Source organism: Bordetella sp., from assembly GCF_057362025.1.
Genome location: NZ_JBMQQZ010000049.1, coordinates 1 through 19,154 on the forward strand (window position 1 = coordinate 1; position 19,154 = coordinate 19,154).

Consider the following 19,154-nt stretch of genomic DNA (forward strand, 5'->3'; position numbering starts at 1 on the left):
ACGCGGTCGAAACGGTCGGCGTCCAGCGGGTTATCGATGAAGAGCCGCGTGGACATGATGTGGCTTTCGAAGCGGCCGCCGGCACGGGCGCGGCGCTGGTCGGGCTCATAAACCGGCCCGTGGTAGTACGCCAGCTCCATCGTTTCCGGGAGATCGCGGCGCAGCTCGGCATCGTCCAGACGGACGTTCAGCAGGCCGGCGCCGGTATACAGGTATTCGTGGGTATAGCGTGGCTTGGCGTCGAGCACGCCCAGCCAGTGCGGGCGCCCCTGCGAAAAATAATAGGCCCCGCCACAGGAGCCGATGCCCGCCCCGCCGCGCGCCAGGAAGCCGCGGATCGCGTCGTCGACGCCGGCCTGCCCTTCGATGCGGTCCAACCCCCAGGTAGCGAAACCGCCCGGCAGGATCAGGACGTCCGCATCGTCCAGAATGCCGCCGGCGATATCGGCCGCGCCGGCGCGTCGATACGGCAGGCCGAGACTCCACAGGCAGTGCGAGTAATACGCGTAGTAGGGATAGCCGATGGCAGCGCCGCAATACAGCACGATGCGGGGCAAGGCGATGGCGGATTCGTCACAGGCGGGCGATACCGCGCCCTCGGCGATCGCCGCGCCGGGCAGGCCTGCGCGACGCGCGGCCAGCGCGAGCGCGTCCGGACCTGCGTAGCCGTCCGGCGTGAGACGGATGGCATGACCGCGTGCGCAGGCGCGGTGCGCGAGCACGGCGATGCCCAGGGCATCGCCGTGCCGCGACCAGGAAAGCCGGGACGCCATGCAAGCTCCTTCAGATGCCGGTAGGCCTCAGGCGCCGCTGATGACGCGATTCCATTGATCGGTCCAGTCGCCGCGACGCCCCGAAATGAAAGCCTGGTCCAGGTCGATGATGCGGGATGCTTCCGCGTCGGAGAACTGGACGCGCTGCTGCAGCTCCGGCGATAGCAGCTTGATCATGGCGGGGTTGGAACCGGCGTAATTGAATACCTTCGCGACCCAGGTCTGGTATTCCGGGTTCAGCGTCATATTGACGTATTGCTCGGCCAGAGCCTTGTGCTTCGTCCCCTTCGCGATGCCGGTGCCCGCCAGATAGGATATCGCGCCCTCGGCGGGAAAGACCCATTCCGCCTGGCCGCCCTTTTCGCGCACGGTGTAGGTCTGCGATTTATAGAGCAGCCCAACGACGGCCTCGCCCGTCTGCAGGGAACTCATGATGGTATCCGTGTCCTTGGCCCAGATCGGGTCCAGTTTGACCATCTTGCGCAGCATGTCGAAGCCGGCCTTTTCGTCCTTGGGATCCTTGCCGGCCGCCATCGCGCCGATCGGAATGATGTAAGGGCCGATGGAGTGCGTGATCTCGGGCAGGACGATGCGGCCCTGGAATTCCGGACGCCAGAGGTCCGCGTAACTGCGCGGCGGATTCTTCACTTCCTTGGGGTTGTAAACGATGCCCAGCGCCGAATAGATCATCGCGACCCAGCCGGGACGCTTGAATCGCGGCGGAATATCCTTCAGGAACGAGAGGTTGGGAGACGTGGGATCCAGCGGTTCGAGTACGCCCTGCGCCTCGGCCAGCGGTACGACTCCGTCGTGCAGCTGCACCAGATCGTAGGGTTGGCTGGACAGATTGATCTTGAGCTTGGTCACGCGCTCGACCGGTGAAGGGCCGCGATCCTGCGTGATGGCGTAGCCGGTGCTTTTGGCGAACGGCGCATCCACGTACTGCGCCATGCCGTTGCCCCACAGGCCGCCCCAGGTCATCATCGCCAACGTGCCGGAAGACTGTGCGGTCGCCAGCGAGAGGCGCCCGGCCGCCGACATACCCACGGCCGTCACGGCCGACTTTTTCAGAAACTCGCGGCGCTGCATGGCGCATTCCCCTGGTTGGTCCGTCGCGCGGCGCAAGGATGCGCGCCCGCCTGTATCGCATCCGATACAAACCCAAAAGATATCCTAAATATATTTGCCGGATGAAGCGGGACAAACCCTGACGCCACTGCCCGCGCGCCGCATAATTTGTTGCAGCCGTGCACTCTCTCGCGCGGTATGCTCGCGCGTCCTTGACTTGCATGGCCCCGATGCGTCCCCCCTCTTTTTCTCGCTGTGTTTATTGCCGCGCCGCGATCCCCCGGCCGTTGCTCGTCCAGCCGCGCCGGATCGGCGCCAGCGTTTTGCATGTGTTGGCCATCCGCCTGTGTTTGGCGCTTTTCCTCGCAATGGCACCGGTGTGGAGCCATGCCCAGGCCCCGGCGCCGCAGCAGGAAGTCGACAAGTCGCTGGATGCCGCGCGCAAGGAAATGGAGGCGTTGCGCAAAAACCTGGCCGAACAGACGGATGACGCGGAACTGCTGCGCCGGCGCGCCGCAGCCATCGATATCCAGTCCCGGGCCGATGCCATCGCCGACAAGCTCACGCCGATACTTGCCTCGGTGCAGGCGCGCCTGACCGAACTCGGACCGGCCGCCGATACCGGCAAGGAGGAACGCGACGTCGCGGCCCAACGCGCCGACCTGGAGAAAGCCCGGTCGACGCTGGATGCGCAGATCAAGCTGGCCCGGCTGTTATCCGTGGAAGGCGTGCAGACGGCCGAAATGGTGTCGACCATGCGGCGCGCGCAATTCCAGGCCAGACTGGGGGAGCGCCGGCCGTCGATATTGGGCATGCAATTCCGCAACGACATCAAGGACGACCTGCCGCGCGACCTGAGCCGCTTCGCCAGCCTGCGCGACGAAGTGGCCGCCGCGCTGAGCGGAACGCCGGCATGGGTATGGGCGCTGCTGCTGGCGCTCGCGGCCACGATCGTCGCGATATCGGTCGCGATCGCTCGCGTGGTGCGGAGGTTCACGGCGTCACGCGTGCCGGCGGGCCGCCTGCGCCGCTCTTTTCATGCCCTGACCGTCGTATTGGTCGCGACACTGGTGCCGGGCGCGATCGGACAGCTTTTGTACATAGGCCTGGATTGGCAAGGGCAATTGTCGGACTCCACGCAATCGCTGGTGTCCGGCTTTGCCGGCATCCTGTGCATGGGAGGCTATGTCACCGGCCTGGGCCTGGCGCTGATATCCCCGTCCCGGCCCTCCTGGCGGCTACCGGACATTCCGGATGCGATCGCGCGGAAAATGCGCTGGTTCCCGCATGTGCTGGGACCCCTGATCGTCGCGGTGTGGGTGCTGGACCGCCTGCCCGTTTCCCTGAATGCCAGCCTGAGCCCCGCCATCGCGATGAACTGTCTGGTGACTTTCCTGCTGGTGGCGGTCATCGCCGCCGCGCTCATGCGACTGGAACGCAGGCGGCGGGCCGTCCTGCGCGATCCCGAGACCGGACGCGCGCCGCCGAGGCCGCTGTGGCTGCTGATTACCGTCAGCGCCGTGTGGGTCGGCATGAGCATCGCGATCATCGCGGTGCTGACCGGATATGTCGCGTTCGGGAATTTCGCCGCGAAGCAGCTGGTGTGGACGCTCATCGTGCTGAGCTCGGCCTATCTGCTCACGGTCCTGACCGACGACTTTTTCATGTCGGTGCTGGGCACGTCCAAGCGCGATACCGACGCGCCTGAGCACGGCCAGGAACCCCGCATCCGCGACCAGGCAGCCGTGGTGCTGTCGGGCGTGGCGCGTGTGCTGATCGGCCTGGTGGCGTTCGTGATGGTTCTGGGCCAGTTCGCCGAAGGCCCGGTGGAGCTGCTGCAGCGCGCGCAACAGTTGCTGGACGGCCTGGCGATCGGCCATGTCGAGTTGCGGCCTGCCGCGCTGGTCCAGGGCATCATCGTGCTGCTCGTCAGCCTGCTCGGTGTGCGCGTCCTGAAACGCTGGCTGATCAAACGCTACCTGCCCACCACGACGCTGGACCCCGGCATGCAGACGTCGGCGACGACACTGTTCGGCTACGTCGGCGTGGTGGTGGCCGTGGGCCTGGCCTTGTCGGCGGTAGGCATCGGACTGGAACGGGTGGCCTGGGTGGCCAGCGCCTTGTCGGTGGGTATCGGCTTCGGCCTGCAGGCGGTGGTGCAGAACTTCGTTTCGGGGCTGATCCTGCTGGCCGAACGGCCAGTGAAAGTGGGCGACTGGGTCTCCCTGGGCGGGGTCGAAGGCGATATCCGGCGTATCAATGTGCGTGCCACGGAAATCCAGATGAGCGACCGCTCCACGGTGATCGTGCCGAATTCCGAGTTCATTACCAAGACCGTGCGCAACGTCACGCACGCCAATCCGCTGGGGCTGGTGCAGATCAAGTTGCCGATGCCCTTGTCCACGGATGCGGCGCGGACGCGCGAAATCATCCTGTCCGCCTTCCGCGAACACGAGGACATCCTGGAGACGCCCGCGCCGAATGTTTTCCTGGACGGTATCGACGGCACGAATCTGATGTTCAACGCGACCGGCTATGTCGGTTCGCCGCGGCAGGCCTACGGCACCCGCAGCGCCCTGCTGTTCGACGTCCTGCGACGGCTGGGAGAGGCCAACATCGGCCTGGGCAAGCCGCCGACCATGCTGGTCAGCGCGCCGGGGCCGCTGCTGCCGGCGACGTCCGCGGCCGCGGAATCCCGCCCGCCGGCGGCGCCGCAGCCGTCACAGGGAGCAGATGGGCAGTAGCCCCGCCGCAAGGCAATCGAAGCAGCGTCGATCGCCGAACGGGCCGCGCGCCGGCGGCTGTCCGCGTGCCCGGCGGCCATGTCGAGACCGCCGCGATATCGCTATTGCGGCTGGATGCCGGCCTCATCCACCACCTTGCGCCACTTCACCATCTGTTGTCCGATGAATTGCGTGAACGCGTCGCGGGTGCCGCCGGCCGGCACCACGCCTTGCGCGGCGAAGGCTTCACGCACGTCGGCCATGCGCAGGATCGCGTTGATTTCCGTGTTCAGCTTGTCGAGGATTTCCGGCGGCGTGCCGGCCGGCGCGACAAAGCCATGCCAGGACGATACGTCATAGCCGGGCACGCCCGCCTCCGACACGGTGGGCAGATCCGGCAGCAGCGGCGTGCGCCGCGTATCGGCCACCGCGATAGGACGTACCTTCCCCGATTGCACGAAGGCCCAGCAATTGGCGATCGCGTCGAACGCAGCCTGCACCTGGCCGCCAGCAAGGTCGGTCATCATCGGAGAGCTGCCCTTGTACGGTATCTGCACCATGTGGATGCCCGCCATGCGTTCGAACAACGCCATGGCCAGATGATTGGACGATCCCGTGCCGGACGAGCCATAGTTGATGGCCGCCGGCGATTTCTTCGCCGCCTGCACCAGATCGCCTACGGTCCTGATCGGCGAATCCTTCGGCACGGTCAGCAGCATGGGCGACTGGCCCGCCAGCACGATGGGCGCGAAATCCTTGCCGGTGTCGTACGGCAGGGAGCGGTACACCGAAGGGTTGGAAGCGAAGGGAAATTGCGCCACCAGCAAGGTGTAGCCGTCCGCCGGCGCCTTGGCCACGGTGGATGTTCCGACGATCGTCCCGGCGCCCGGCCGGTTTTCCACGATGACGGGCTGCTGCCAGGCGGCGGTCAGTTTGGCCGCAACCAGGCGCCCCAGTGTGTCGTTGAAACCGCCGGGCGGATAGGGTACGACGATGTGGATGGGCTTATCGGGATAAGAGGCCGCCCGGGCGCACCAGGGCAGGCACAGTACGACGGTCAGCGCCAGCAGGCGCGCGAGTCGGTGGGTCAATGCTGTCTCCTCGGTCCTTGGCGGACACGCTGTTATGCCGCCGCGGTGTGCGGCGGTACTTGCTCGAGGCCAGTCTAGAAAGATGGGTATATCAGGTCAATTAATCTTTAATTATTGTGTTGATCACTTAATATGATGATCCTCCGAAGGGAGAGCCAAGATGGATCGCGGCAGATCCAGCACCTTCCCATATCCCTTATCATCACATCCATTAGCAATAATGATGTAGAGCGCGCCGGGGCGAAGAGACCATGGAATTCCGCCAGATCCAATATTTCATCTGCCTGTTCGAGGAAGGAACGGTCACGCGCGCGGCGCGGCGCCTGAATATCGTGCAGCCCGCGCTGAGCATGCAGATTGCGCGCCTGGAAGAAGAACTCGGACGCAAGTTGTTCGAACGCAGCCAGCAGGGGATGCAGCCGACGTCGGCGGCACGCCAGATGTATCGCCTTTTCCTCCCTATCCTGCGCGACTACACGCACGCGCGCGAACAGGTACTGCGCACGGATGGCGAACTGAACGGGCATGTCAACGTCGGCATGATCGCCTCGGTCGCGCAGGGAGTGCTATCGGACGCGCTGGCGGAATTCAACGCGCGCCATCCCAAGGTTACAGTGACCGTGATCGACGGCTATAGCGCGACGCTGGCCGATCTGGTCGCAGGCGGCCAACTGGACGCCGCATTCATCAACAAGCCTCGCCGTCCGCTTTCGCTCAGCGTAGAGCATATCGCCGACGAGGATGTCGTCCTGGTCACGGGCGCGGGCCACGCGCACAACCTGGGCCCGACGCTGTCCTTTCGCGAGGCGGCAGCGCTGGATCTGGCGCTGCCGACCCGCCAGCACGGCTTGCGCGGCATCCTGGAAAGCTTCGCCCGGACCGAAGACGTCGACCTCTCGCCCCAGTTCGAAATGGACTCCATCGTCTCGATCATCAAGCTGGTGGAACGCACGCGGTATGCGACGCTGCTGCCGCGCGTGGCGGTGCGCAACCGGGCCAGCCGGGGCCGGCTGAACTGCCACGAGGTGGTCTCGCCGCGCCTGATACGGCAGATTGCCTGCGTTACCCATCCGCGCCGTGCATTGACCGCGGAAGCCACGGCTTTCGTGAGCGTGCTCTCCGATCACGTGCGCGGCCTGGCCGACGATGACGGCCAGGCGCCCCCCGAGCCGCGCGACGAGGCCGACGCCCCGGCTTCGCGCCGCTAGCGCGGGGACCGGCTAGAAGGGCCAGAAGCCCGAATCCAGTTCGTCCTTGCAGCCGGCGTACTGCTGGCGGAAACGGTCCGCGCGCGCCTGCACCTTGCGCGCGACGCCGACCAGCCACGGCTTGCGGGCATAGCTTCTGGCGCGATAGCCGCCCCAACCTTCGTGGTAGTTCAGGTACTGCCCATAGGCGTCCCATTTCGATACGCCATTGAGCTTCTGCGTCTTGTCGATGTACCAGCCCATGAAGTCCAGGGCATCGTCGAAGTCGTCCCGGCTGGCGAACCAGCGGTTGTTTTGGCTGACGTAGTCGTCCCAGGTTTCATCCTTGGCCTGGGCGTATCCGTACGCGGAACTGACGCGTCCCCAGGGGATGAAGCCCAGCAGGTAATCGCGCGGCGGCTTGGCGTCGTAGCGGAAGCCGGATTCCTGGAACAGCATGGCGAACGGCACCTGCACGGGCACCCCCCACTTTTTCTGCACATCCAGGGCCGCCTCGTACCAATCGTCCTTTTCCCGGAAGATGGCGCAGATGTCCTCCGGATTGCGCGGGGGCGCCGTGGCGCAGCCCGACAGCCACAGCGCGGAGAAAACCAGGGCCGCCAAACCGGCCAGGCGCGGGCGGGCACCACGAAGGAGGCAGATCCGGGCGCATCGGACAGCGGGGTTGCGAAACACGTACAAGCGACCTCGAAAACGCGCGACGCGCCGCATGCGTAGCAAGCGCGCCCGAAAACCCGGGCCGGAAAATCGGGCCGGAACCCCGTATTAAACACCGGACGCGGGGCACGCCGTTGCGCGCCAGCCTCGATACTCTTATATAAGATATAAGACCGCTTGCCCCTGACCGCGAGCGATACTACAATCGCGGCCGATATTCCCCAACCACGACCAGGGCAATCCATGCTAGCTACCTATCGCCAACACGTCGCCGAACGCGCGGCATTGGGCGTCCCCCCGCTCCCCCTGTCGGCCCAGCAGACCGCCGACCTGATCGAACTGCTGAAGGCGCCCCCCAAGGGAGAGGAAGCCTTCCTGCTGGACCTGATCACGCATCGCGTGCCCGCCGGCGTGGACGACGCCGCCAAGGTCAAGGCTTCCTATCTGGCCGCCGTGGCCCTGGGCAAGGAATCGTGTCCCCTGATCGACCGCGCCAAGGCGACCGAACTGCTGGGCACCATGCTGGGCGGCTACAACATCAGCGCGCTGATCGAGCTGCTGGACGACGCCCAGGTCGGCGCGATCGCCGCCAAGGGGCTGAAGACCACGCTGCTGATGTTCGACGCCTTCCATGACGTAAAGGAAAAGGCCGACAAGGGCAATGCCAACGCCAAGGCCGTGCTGCAAAGCTGGGCCGACGCCGAGTGGTTCACCTCGCGGCCGGAAGTACCGAAGAGCCTGACCGTCACCGTCTTCAAAGTCACCGGCGAAACCAATACCGACGATCTGTCGCCCGCGCCGGATGCCTGGAGCCGTCCCGATATCCCGCTGCACGCCCAGGCCATGCTGAAGAACGCCCGTCCCGGCATCGAGCCGGACGAGCCCGGCAAGGTCGGCCCGGTGGACTTCCTGAACCAGCTCAAGGAAAAAGGCCACCTGGTCGCCTATGTCGGCGACGTGGTCGGCACCGGCTCGTCGCGCAAGTCGGCAACCAATTCCGTGCTGTGGTTCACGGGCGAGGACATTCCCTTCGTGCCCAACAAGCGCTTCGGCGGCGTCTGCCTGGGCGGCAAGATCGCGCCGATCTTCTACAACACCATGGAAGACGCCGGCGCCCTGCCCATCGAACTCGATGTATCGCAGATGAATATGGGCGACGTGGTGGAACTTCGCCCCTACGAAGGCAAGGCCCTGAAGGATGGCAAGGTCATCGCCGAATTCCAGGTCAAGTCCGAAGTCCTGTTCGATGAAGTGCGCGCCGGTGGCCGCATCCCGCTGATCATCGGCCGCGGCCTGACCGCCAAGGCACGCGAAGCGCTGGGCCTGGCGCCTTCCACGCTGTTCCGCCTGCCCGTCAGCCCCACCGACACCGGCAAGGGCTACACCCTGGGGCAGAAGATGGTCGGCCGGGCCTGCGGCCTGCCGGAGGGCAAGGGCGTGCGCCCGGGCACCTACTGCGAGCCGCGCATGTCGGCCGTCGGCAGCCAGGACACTACCGGAACCATGACGCGCGACGAACTCAAGGACCTGGCCTGCCTGGGCTTTTCGGCCGACCTGGTGATGCAGTCCTTCTGCCACACCGCCGCCTATCCCAAGCCCGTCGACGTCAAGACGCACCACACGCTGCCGCAATTCATGAGCACCCGCGGCGGCATCTCGCTGAAGCCGGGCGACGGCGTCATCCACTCCTGGCTGAACCGCATGCTGCTGCCCGACACCGTCGGCACCGGCGGCGATTCGCACACCCGTTTCCCCATCGGTATCTCCTTCCCCGCCGGCTCGGGCCTGGTGGCCTTCGCCGCCGCCACGGGCGTGATGCCGCTGGATATGCCGGAATCCGTGCTGGTGCGCTTCAAGGGCAAGATGCAACCCGGCGTGACGCTGCGCGACCTGGTCAACGCCATCCCGCTGTACGCGATCAAGCAGGGCCTGCTGACGGTCGAAAAGCAGAACAAGAAGAACGTGTTCTCCGGCCGCATCCTGGAAATCGAAGGCCTGCCGGACCTGAAGTGCGAACAGGCTTTCGAGCTGTCCGACGCGTCCGCCGAACGTTCGGCCGCAGCCTGCACGGTACGCCTGAACAAAGAACCGATCATCGAGTACATCAACAGCAACATCGTCATGCTGAAATGGCTGATCGCCAATGGCTACGAGGATGAGCGCTCGATCCGCCGCCGCATCCAGGCGATGGAGGCCTGGCTGGCCAATCCCCAACTGCTGGAGCCGGATGCCGATGCGGAATACGCGGCGGTCATCGAGATCGACCTGGCCGAGGTCAAGGAGCCCATCGTTGCCTGCCCCAACGATCCGGACGATGTGAAAACGCTCTCGGATGTTGCCGGCGCCAAGATCGACGAAGTGTTCATCGGCAGTTGCATGACGAATATCGGCCATTTCCGCGCGGCGTCCAAGCTGCTGGAAGGCAAGCGCGATATCCCCGTCAAGCTGTGGGTGGCGCCGCCGACCAAGATGGATGCCCGCCAACTGACGGAGGAAGGCCATTACGGCACCTTCGGCGCCGCCGGCGCACGCACCGAAATGCCGGGCTGCTCGCTGTGCATGGGCAACCAGGCGCAGGTGCGCGAAGGCGCGACCGTCATGTCGACCAGCACCCGCAACTTCCCCAACCGCCTGGGCAAAAACACGAATGTGTACCTGGGCCCCGCGGAGCTGGCCGCCATTTGCTCCAAACTGGGCCGCATCCCGACCCGCGAGGAATACATGGCCGACATTGGCGTCGTCAACCAGAACGGCGACAAGATCTACCAGTACCTGAACTTCGACAAGATCGACGACTACAAGGACGTCGCCGACGTCGTGGAAGTCTGATCGACCGCTGAAACGGCGGGCCGGTATCGCACCGGTCCGCCCGGATGCCCTCTCGCCCCACAAGGCGCGGCTCGCCGCACCTTGTGGGGCGATTTTCTTTGTGGCGCGACGCGCCCGCCGGCATGGAGGCGGTAGCGGAACGAGGCGGGATCGGGCGACAGGCGTGGCGGCACGGCGAAGCCGGCGCCAGGACGGATGGCCGCGTGATGTTGCATCTTGTCGCCTTATTAAAGATAATGCGAATGCTTCGCATTATTGAGAATACTTATTTTCCATACTGCCGGACGCCTGCTCCCGGGCATCGAGCGGCCGGCGGCAGGGAACCCATCCCGCATGTCCACCTGGGCGTGCATGCCTGTTTCATGCGCCTTGCACGCCCGTGCGGGGCGCGATCGCCTCCAAGGAAATTCTTTACATGCCTCACCCGTCCGTGTCCCGGCCCGTATCGCCCGCCGGCCCGAGCGTGTCGCCGCAGCCGCGGACGGCTTGCTTCGCGCCCCGCGCCCTACCCCTGGCCATGCGCCTCGCCTTCACCGCCCTGGCCGCAGGAAGCGCAACGCTACCCGCTTCCGCGCTGGCGCAGTCATCGGGCGCGACCCTGTCTGCTCCGGCGCCGGTACAGTCCTCGGCAACGCCTGTACCGGCCGCCTCGCGTACCGTCGGGGGCAGCACCCCGGTCACGACGATGGCGCCGGTTTCGGTGACGGGCAATGCCATCACGGAAGGCGACACGCTTCCACCCGCCTACCCTGGCGGACAGGTCGCCAAAGGCGCACGCCTGGGGATACTCGGCGAGCAGGATGCGGCCAATGTGCCCTTCAGCGTGACCAGCTTCACATCGCAATTGGTCGAGGATCAACAGGCGCGCGACCTGGGGGACGTCCTGCGCAACGACTCGTCCGTGCAAGTAACGCGCGGCTACGGGAACGATGCCCAGTCGTTCGTCATCCGCGGGTTTCCGCTCTATGGCGACGATATCTCCTACGGCGGTCTGTTTGGGGTGATGCCGCGCCAGATCGTTTCGCCGCAGGGCGCCGAACGAATCGAAATATTCAAGGGACCCAGCGCCTTCCTGAACGGCGTGCCCGCGGGCGGATCCGGTGTGGGCGGCATGGTGAACATCGAGCCCAAACGGGCCGGCGACGATCCGCTGACGCGCCTATCGGTGGATTACGGCACGTCGTCGCAGCGCGGCGCCACCGCGGATATCGGACGGCGCTGGGGTGCCAGCAACCAGTTCGGCATCCGCGTGAACGCCTTGCAGCGCGAGGGCGACACGGGCATCGACGACGACAGCACGCGGATGACCTTCGGGTCCGTGGGATTGGATTATCGCGGCGAACGCCTGCGCGCATCGCTGGACGTGGGATACCAGAAACAGCGCACCAGCCAGGGACGCCCCATGGTGCAGGTGCTCGGCGACGACATTCCCGGCCCGCCCTCCGCGCGGCACAACTACGCGCAGCCATGGACGTACTCCATGACCGAAAACACCTTTGGAATGCTGCGCGCGGAATACGATCTGACCGAGCGCTGGACCGCCTATGCGGCCATCGGCGGCAACCACGCGCGCGAAAGCGGCTCGTATTCTTCCCTGACGGTGAACGGGGATGGCGTGGGCACCGGCAGCCGCCTGGACGTGCCTTACGTATCCGACACCTACGGCATGATGAGCGGGGTGCGCGGCAAGTTCGAGACGGGCCCCCTGACCCATTCCGTGAATGCGGCATTCTCCAGCGTCTACCTGAAAAAGCGCTCCGCCTATACCTTCGGTTCGTCCTTCGCCACCAGCCTGGACGACACGCCGGAAGTCCCTTCGCCGCCCACCATCCTGACCGGCGGCAATATGGACGATCCGGGCGTGACGGGCCGCAACCGCATGACGGGCATCTCGGTTTCGGACACCGTCTCGTTCCTGGACGACAGGGTCTTCGTCACCGTGGGTGCGCGCCACCAGAAGCTGCGCGTCACGAACTACGCTTACACCGGCGAGGTCGACAGCAAGTATGACGATTCGGCTACATCGCCCGTGTACGGGCTGGTGGTCAAGCCCTGGCAGCACGTTTCGCTGTACGCCAACCACATCGAGGGCCTGCAACCGGGCCCCACAGCACCGCTGACCGCCATCAACGCCAACACCACGTTCGCGCCGTCCAAGTCCAAACAGAACGAAATCGGCGCGAAGCTGGACATGGGGTCCTATGGCGCCAGCCTGGCCTTTTTCGAGATCAAGCAGCCGACCGGCGTGACCGACCCGGCCACCCAGATATTCTCGGTCGCGGGCGAACAGCGCAACCGCGGCGTCGAACTGAACGTCTTCGGTGAACCGTTGCGGGGTGTTCGCGTCATCGGCGGCGTGTCGGTCATCGACGCCACCTTGCGCGATACCAAGAACCCGGCGACCGAGGGCAACCATGCCGTCGGCGTGCCCGACTACACGGCGGTCCTGAGCACGGAATGGGACCTGCCCTGGGTTCCCGGCCTGACCCTGCAGGGGCGCGTCACCCATGCGGGCTCGCAGTACCTGGATACGGCGAATACCCAGAAGGTCAAGCCCTGGACGACGCTGGACCTGGGCGCGCGCTACGCCATGAAAATCGAACGGCACGATGTCGTATGGCGGCTGGGAGTGGAAAACGTCACCAACAAGCGTTACTGGTCGTCCGCCAACGGCGGCTACCTGATCCAGGGCGACCCGCGTACCGTCAAGCTGTCGGTGGCGGTCGACTTCTAGGCCGGAGCGGCGCACCGGCGCGCTGCGATCAGGCCGCCTCCGGGGGGCCGGGTCAACCGCATTCTAGGCGGCCGCCCCCGCGGGTACACTCTGCCCATGGAAAACTGGGTCCCGGGCGCTGGCCGCCGGCCGTCATGGCAATGAAGATAGACCTATCGGCGCTGCAGATGCTGGTGGCCGCCGTCGAAGAGCGCAGCCTCGCCAAGGCAGGCGAGCGCGAACACCTGGTCACCTCGGCCGCCAGCAAGCGGATCGCGGAACTGGAGCGCCAGATCGGCACCGCGCTGCTCGTCCGCCATAACCGGGGCGTGGAGCCGACCCCCGCCGGCGCGGCGCTGTATCACAAGGCCAAGGCCATCCTGACCAGCGTGCGCACGCTCGAAAGCCTGTGCGAGGAATTCTCGCCGGACGGCATTCCCAAGATTCGCCTGGCCGCCAACCGTTCGGCCATCGTCGAGTTCCTGCCCGCCGACATCCGCGCTTTCCAGGCCGGCAGCCCGAAATCCCGCCTGGACCTGGTGGAGGCCTATAGCGGCGACATCCCCCGCATGGTGTCGGACCAGGAGGTCGACATCGGGATCTATCACGCCGCGGGCGCCGCGCCGGGCGTGGTGTCCTACCCCTACCGCAGCGACCATGTAGTACTGGTGGTACCGCGCGGCCATCCCCTGGCCGACTCGCCCGCGCTGCACCTGGACCAGGCGCGCGACTACGATTTCCTGGGCTACTTTCCGCGCCACTCCTTCGAGGCCTTCATGGAGCTCGTCGGGCCTACCCTGAGCGGGCCGCTGAACGTAAAGATCCAGGTCGCCAACTACGAGGCCCGCTGCCGCATGGTCCGCGAGGGCCTGGGCATCGCCGTCATGCCGGAGCCGATCGCCGATACCTACCTGAGCCTGCTGGGATTGGTCAAGATCGCGCTACTTGACGATTGGGCGAAACGGCAGTTCTATGTCTGTGCGCGGGATCGCGCGCACATGCGCATGGCAGCCGGGGATCTTTTCGACTTTCTCGTCAAGGCCGGTAGCTGACGGGCAAGCGCCTGACGACGACTTCCTCGCGCCGAAGGCGAACGTTTGACGCAGGACAATGCTCAGCCTTATGCTGCGATGCGTTGGCGGCTTCACAAGAGTCCGCCATAGGCATGCAAAGCGGTTTTGCTACACATAACCAAGAAGGGAAAGCCATGGTCAACATGAACCGGCGCCAGTTCTTCAAGGTGACGGGTGCGACGCTGGCGGGTTCCAGCCTGGCATTGCTCGGGGCCGCGCCCCGGCAGGCCATGGCGGAAGTCCGCCAGTACAAGCTGGCGCGGACAACCGAAACGCGCAATACCTGTCCCTACTGTTCGGTATCCTGTGGAATCCTGATGTACGGCCTTGGCGACGGCGCCAAGAATGCCACGTCCAGCATCATCCACATCGAAGGCGATCCCGACCATCCCGTCAATCGCGGCACGCTCTGTCCCAAGGGCGCCGCCCTGATCGATTTCGTCCACAGTCCCAATCGCCTGCAGTATCCGGAATACCGGGCGCCGGGTTCGGACAAGTGGCAGCGGATTTCCTGGGATGACGCCCTGACGCGCATCGCCAAGCTGATGAAACAGGACCGCGATGCCAACTTCGTCGAGAAAACGGCGGACGGCAAAACGGTGAACCGCTGGCTGACCACGGGCATGCTGGCCGCTTCCGCCAGCAGCAACGAGGTGGGCTACATCACGCACAAAACCGTGCGCAGCATGGGGATGCTGGCGTTCGACAACCAGGCTCGTGTCTGACATGGCCCGACGGTGGCAGGTCTTGCCCCGACGTTCGGCCGTGGAGCGATGACGAACCATTGGGTCGACATCAAGAACGCGGACATCATCCTTATCATGGGCGGCAATGCCGCCGAGGCCCACCCCTGCGGTTTCAAGTGGGTAACCGAAGCCAAGGCCCATAACAAGGCCAAGTTGATCGTCGTGGACCCGCGCTTCAATCGCTCGGCATCCGTGGCGGACTTCTACGCGCCCATACGCACCGGCACGGACATCCTGTTCCTGGGCGGTGTCATCAATTATCTGATCGCCAACGACAAGATCCAGCACGAGTACGTCCGCAACTACACCGACCTTTCGTTCATCGTCCGTTCGGACTTCGCCTTCGACGCCGGCCTGTTCTCGGGCTACAACGCCGACAAGCGTGCCTACGACCAGTCCACCTGGGACTACGAACGCGGCGAGGACGGCTACGTCAGGACGGACCCGACGCTGCAGAACCCGCGCTGCGTGTACCAGATGCTGAAGCAGCATTATTCGCGCTACACGCCCGAAGTGGTCGAACGTGTCTGCGGCACGCCCAAGGACAAATTCCTGCAAGTGTGCGAAATGCTCGCGACGACGGCCTCCGCCGGCCGGGCCGCGACCATCATGTATGCCCTGGGCTGGACCCAGCATTCCGTGGGCTCGCAGATGATACGCACGGGCGCCATGGTACAGCTGCTGCTGGGCAACATCGGCATCGCGGGCGGCGGTATGAACGCGCTGCGCGGACACTCCAATATCCAGGGCCTGACGGACCTGGGATTGATGTCCAACCTGCTGCCGGGCTATATGACGCTGCCGGTGGAAAGCGAACAGGACTTCGAGCAGTACATCGCCAAACGGGCGCTCAAGCCGCTGCGTCCCAACCAGCTCAGCTACTGGCAGAACTATCGCAAGTTCCACGTCAGCCTGATGAAGGCCTGGTGGGGCAAGGCAGCCACGCCCGAGAACAACTGGGGCTACGACTACCTGCCCAAGCTGGACCGGCTCTACGACATGCTGCAGGTCTATGAGCTGATGAACCAGGGCAAGATGAACGGCTACATCGCCCAAGGGTTCAATCCCCTGGCGGCGGCGCCCAACAAGGGCAAGTTGATCCAGGGCTTCTCCAAGCTGAAGTGGCTGGTCATCATGGACCCGCTGGTCACCGAAACGTCGGAGTTCTGGCGCAATTTCGGCGAGCACAACGATGTAGATCCATCGAAGATCCAGACCGAGGTCTTCCGCCTGCCGACCAGCTGTTTCGCCGAAGAGAACGGCGCGCTGGTCAATTCCGGCCGATGGTTGCAATGGCACTGGAAAGGCGCCGAGCCGCCGGGCGAAGCCAAGAGCGATATCGAGATCATGTCGCTGCTGTTCACCCGCCTGCGCACGATGTACCGGCAGGAAGGCGGCAAGTACCCGGACCCTATCGTCAACCTGGACTGGCCTTACTCCGATCCCGAAAGCCCGACGCCGGAGGAACTGGCCAGGGAATACAGCGGCAAGGCCGTGACGGATCTGGCCGATCCGAAGGACCCGTCGCGCATTACCCGGCGTGCCGGAGAACAGCTGGCCGGCTTCGCCGAATTGCGCGACGATGGCTCCACGTCCAGCGGCTGCTGGATTTTCGCCGGCGCATGGGGACCGCAAGGCAACCTGATGGCACGCCGCGACAATAGCGATCCCACCGGCATCGGGCAGACCCTGAACTGGGCCTGGGCCTGGCCGGCCAACCGCCGCGTGCTGTACAACCGCGCCTCCTGCGACCCGTCCGGCAAACCCTTCGATCCGCGGCGCAGCCTGGTGTCCTGGAACGGCAAAAGCTGGGTGGGTGCCGACGTGCCGGATTTCAAGCTGGACGAGGATCCCGCCGGCGGCATGGGCCCCTTCATCATGAACCCCGAAGGCGTTGCGCGCTTCTTCGCCCGAAACGGGCTGGCCGAAGGCCCCTTCCCGGAGCACTACGAGCCTTTCGAGACGCCGCTGGGATACAACCCGCTGTACCCGCAAGCCAAGGGGGTGACGAGCAATCCGGCAGCGCGTGTCTTCAAGAGCGATCTCGAAGCCATGGGCACGGTGGACAAGTTCCCCTATGTGGCCACCACCTATCGCCTGACCGAACATTTCCATTACTGGACCAAGCACTGCCGCATCAATGCCGTCCTGCAGCCGCAGCAATTCGTGGAAATCGGCGAGGCGCTGGCCAAGGATCTGGGCATCGCCAACGGCCAGCAGGTCAAGGTCTCGTCCAACCGCGGCTATATCAAGGCCGTGGCGCTGGTAACAAAGCGGATACGCCCGCTGACGGTGGAAGGCAAAACCGTCCATCACGTCGGCGTGCCCATCCACTGGGGCTTCGTCGGGCTGGCCAAGCCGGGATTCCTGGCGAATACGCTGACGCCTTTCGTCGGGGACGGCAACTCGCAGACACCGGAGTTCAAGTCCTTCCTGGTGAAAGTGGAAAAGGCCTAGGAGCGAATGATGAGTATGCAATCCCTGGACATCAAGCGCGTCTCGGCCACCACTACGCCACCGCCGGGCGTGCGCGAGCCGGTGACCGGCAGCGTCGCCAAGCTGATCGACGTCAGCAAATGCATCGGCTGCAAGGCCTGCCAAAGCGCCTGCATGGAGTGGAACGACCTGCGCGATGTAGTCGGCGAGGCCGTCGGCGTGTACGACAACCCGGCCGACCTGACCGAGCATTCCTGGACGGTCATGCGGTTCTCGGAATACGAAAACCCGAAAGGGGATCTCGAATGGCTGATCCGCAAGGACGGCTGCATGCATTGCGAGGATCCGGGCTGCCTGAAGGCCTGTCCCTCGCCCGGCGCCATCGTGCAGTACACCAATGGCATCGTGGATTTCCACGAGGAAAAATGCATCGGCTGCGGCTACTGCATAACGGGCTGCCCGTTCAACGTGCCGCGCATCTCGAAGCAGGACCACAAGGCCTACAAGTGCACGCTGTGCTCGGACCGCGTGGCCGTCGGCCAGGAGCCCGCCTGCGTCAAGTCCTGTCCCACCGGCGCCATCGTGTTCGGCACCAAGGACGACATGAAGCAGCATGCCGCCGAGCGCGTCGAAGACCTGAAATCGCGGGGCTTCGACAAGGCCGGCCTGTACGACCCCGCCGGCGTGGGTGGCACCCACGTCATGTACGTGCTGCACCATGCCGATCAGCCCACGCTGTATCACGGCTTGCCGGAAAACCCCGCCATCAGTCCCATGGTGGCGCTGTGGAAAGGCATCGCCAAGCCGCTGGGCCTGGCCGCGGTCGCGCTGACCGCGCTGGCGGGATTCTTCCACTACGTACGCGTGGGTCCCAACGAGGTCAGCGAGGAAGATGAACGCGAGGCAGAGGCCATGCAGGAGGGGGTGGGACCGCAAGGCCGCACACCGCCGGAACAGGAGGCGCGCAATGAGAGACCATGAAACCATGAGCGGGCGCCATCGCCTGATCGAGCGCTATAGCCCCGGCCAGCGCACCAATCATTGGCTGATTGCCCTGACTTTCGTACTGCTGGCGCTGTCGGGACTGGCGTTGTTCCATCCGGCCATGTTCTGGCTGACCAGCCTGTTCGGCGGCGGACCCTGGACGCGCATCCTCCACCCCTTCGTGGGGGTGTTCATGTTCCTGTGCTTCGCGCTGTTCGCCGCCCGCATGTGGCGGCACAACCTGATGGATCGCCGGGATGCCGAATGGCTGAAGCGGGGACGGGACGTGATCTACAACCGTGAAGACCGCCTGCCGGAAGTCGGCCGTTACAACGCTGGCCAGAAGCTGCTGTACTTCGTGCTGATCGTCTGCATGATCGGCCTGCTGCTAAGCGGGTTTGTCATCTGGCGGCAGTATTTTTCCTTTTACTTCCCCATCGAGGTGATCCGGGCCGCGTCGGTACTCCACGCCGTTTGTGGTTTGGTGATGATTTGCGCGATCATTGTGCATATCTACGCGGCGATCTGGGTGAAGGGATCGTTCGGCGCCATGGTGCGCGGGACGGTCACCTGGGGCTGGGCCTGGAAACACCATCGAGCCTGGTTTCGCGAAGTCCGCAAGCAACCGCTGGGTAAGTAGCGCCCGACGCATCGGGCCCCACACCACGGCTGCCGCCGCGTCGATGCGGGGCAGCTTTTTTTTGCCTTGAGGCCGCCCCAAGGGTAAAAACCGCCCTCGGGGCAGCAAGCCGGCTTGCCGGCGCAGTGTGGGGGCTTTTTTTGCCGCCGGGCCGCCCCAAGGCAAAAAACCCCCTCGGGGGGCAGCAAGCCGGCTTGCCGGCGCAGTGTGGGG

12 protein-coding genes are annotated in these 19,154 nt (G+C 65.0%); 8 read left to right on the forward strand and 4 right to left on the reverse strand.

All coding sequences use genetic code 11. The features are described from left to right. Both ACO1P8_RS09995 and ACO1P8_RS10000 read right to left on the reverse strand, forming a co-directional pair. Positions 1-773: hypothetical protein (locus ACO1P8_RS09995; protein ID WP_486295735.1), on the reverse strand; the 773-nt coding region annotated here is incomplete at its 3' end. A 27-nt stretch (positions 774-800) separates the two neighbouring features. Beyond that, complete coding sequence (locus ACO1P8_RS10000; RefSeq protein WP_486295736.1) at positions 801-1,862, reverse strand: ABC transporter substrate-binding protein; 1,062 nt, start codon at positions 1,860-1,862, stop codon at positions 801-803. A 347-nt stretch (positions 1,863-2,209) separates the two neighbouring features. Here ACO1P8_RS10000 and ACO1P8_RS10005 point away from each other — a divergent pair, with 347 nt between their 5' ends. Next, positions 2,210-4,585: a DUF3772 domain-containing protein gene (locus ACO1P8_RS10005; protein WP_486295737.1), complete on the forward strand. Its 2,376-nt coding sequence runs from the start codon at positions 2,210-2,212 to the stop codon at positions 4,583-4,585. 101 nt (positions 4,586-4,686) lie between these two features. Here ACO1P8_RS10005 and ACO1P8_RS10010 read toward each other — a convergent pair whose 3' ends face one another. After that, the gene (locus tag ACO1P8_RS10010; protein WP_486295738.1) at positions 4,687-5,655 is read right to left on the reverse strand and encodes a tripartite tricarboxylate transporter substrate binding protein; all 969 of its coding nucleotides are present in this window, start codon (positions 5,653-5,655) and stop codon (positions 4,687-4,689) included. A gap of 251 nt (positions 5,656-5,906) precedes the next feature. On the opposite strand from ACO1P8_RS10010, the gene ACO1P8_RS10015 reads away from it, so the two are divergent. Then, the gene (locus tag ACO1P8_RS10015; RefSeq protein WP_486295739.1) at positions 5,907-6,863 is read left to right on the forward strand and encodes a LysR family transcriptional regulator; all 957 of its coding nucleotides are present in this window, start codon (positions 5,907-5,909) and stop codon (positions 6,861-6,863) included. Between the two features lie 12 nt (positions 6,864-6,875). On the opposite strand, the gene ACO1P8_RS10020 is transcribed toward ACO1P8_RS10015, so the two are convergent. Then, positions 6,876-7,466, reverse strand: coding sequence for a transglycosylase SLT domain-containing protein (locus ACO1P8_RS10020; protein WP_486295740.1), 591 nt, complete (start codon positions 7,464-7,466; stop codon positions 6,876-6,878). 297 nt (positions 7,467-7,763) lie between these two features. Here ACO1P8_RS10020 and acnB point away from each other — a divergent pair, with 297 nt between their 5' ends. The 6 genes from acnB to ACO1P8_RS10050 all read left to right on the forward strand — a co-directional run bounded on the left by acnB (position 7,764) and on the right by ACO1P8_RS10050 (position 18,941). Further along, positions 7,764-10,349, forward strand: coding sequence for a bifunctional aconitate hydratase 2/2-methylisocitrate dehydratase (acnB, locus tag ACO1P8_RS10025; protein ID WP_486295741.1), 2,586 nt, complete (start codon positions 7,764-7,766; stop codon positions 10,347-10,349). 415 nt (positions 10,350-10,764) lie between these two features. Next, complete coding sequence (locus tag ACO1P8_RS10030; RefSeq protein WP_486295742.1) at positions 10,765-13,083, forward strand: TonB-dependent receptor; 2,319 nt, start codon at positions 10,765-10,767, stop codon at positions 13,081-13,083. Positions 13,084-13,223: 140 nt separating this feature from the next. Further along, positions 13,224-14,114, forward strand: a complete 891-nt coding sequence (locus ACO1P8_RS10035; protein WP_369597680.1) for a LysR family transcriptional regulator — start codon at positions 13,224-13,226, stop codon at positions 14,112-14,114. Positions 14,115-14,269: 155 nt separating this feature from the next. Beyond that, positions 14,270-17,338 carry a formate dehydrogenase-N subunit alpha gene (gene fdnG, locus ACO1P8_RS10040; protein WP_486295743.1) on the forward strand — a complete coding sequence of 1,023 codons (3,069 nt, stop codon included), beginning with the start codon at positions 14,270-14,272 and terminating at the stop codon, positions 17,336-17,338. A 9-nt stretch (positions 17,339-17,347) separates the two neighbouring features. After that, positions 17,348-18,298: a formate dehydrogenase subunit beta gene (fdxH, locus tag ACO1P8_RS10045; RefSeq protein WP_486295744.1), complete on the forward strand. Its 951-nt coding sequence runs from the start codon at positions 17,348-17,350 to the stop codon at positions 18,296-18,298. Next, positions 18,285-18,941: a formate dehydrogenase subunit gamma gene (locus tag ACO1P8_RS10050; protein WP_486295745.1), complete on the forward strand. Its 657-nt coding sequence runs from the start codon at positions 18,285-18,287 to the stop codon at positions 18,939-18,941. The genes fdxH and ACO1P8_RS10050 overlap by 14 nt, the downstream gene beginning before the upstream one ends. Positions 18,942-19,154 lie beyond the last annotated feature (213 nt).

Bases quoted from the DNA above. Each gene is read 5' to 3' on its own strand.
- ACO1P8_RS10000 (WP_486295736.1), bottom strand. From the start codon at position 1,862: ATGCAGCGCCGCGAGTTTCTGAAAAAGTCGGCCGTGACGGCCGTGGGT.
- ACO1P8_RS10015 (WP_486295739.1), top strand. From the start codon at position 5,907: ATGGAATTCCGCCAGATCCAATATTTCATCTGCCTGTTCGAGGAAGGA.
- fdxH (WP_486295744.1), top strand. From the start codon at position 17,348: ATGAGTATGCAATCCCTGGACATCAAGCGCGTCTCGGCCACCACTACG.
- ACO1P8_RS10035 (WP_369597680.1), top strand. From the start codon at position 13,224: ATGAAGATAGACCTATCGGCGCTGCAGATGCTGGTGGCCGCCGTCGAA.
- ACO1P8_RS10005 (WP_486295737.1), top strand. From the start codon at position 2,210: ATGGCACCGGTGTGGAGCCATGCCCAGGCCCCGGCGCCGCAGCAGGAA.
- ACO1P8_RS10030 (WP_486295742.1), top strand. From the start codon at position 10,765: ATGCCTCACCCGTCCGTGTCCCGGCCCGTATCGCCCGCCGGCCCGAGC.
- acnB (WP_486295741.1), top strand. From the start codon at position 7,764: ATGCTAGCTACCTATCGCCAACACGTCGCCGAACGCGCGGCATTGGGC.
- ACO1P8_RS10050 (WP_486295745.1), top strand. From the start codon at position 18,285: ATGAGAGACCATGAAACCATGAGCGGGCGCCATCGCCTGATCGAGCGC.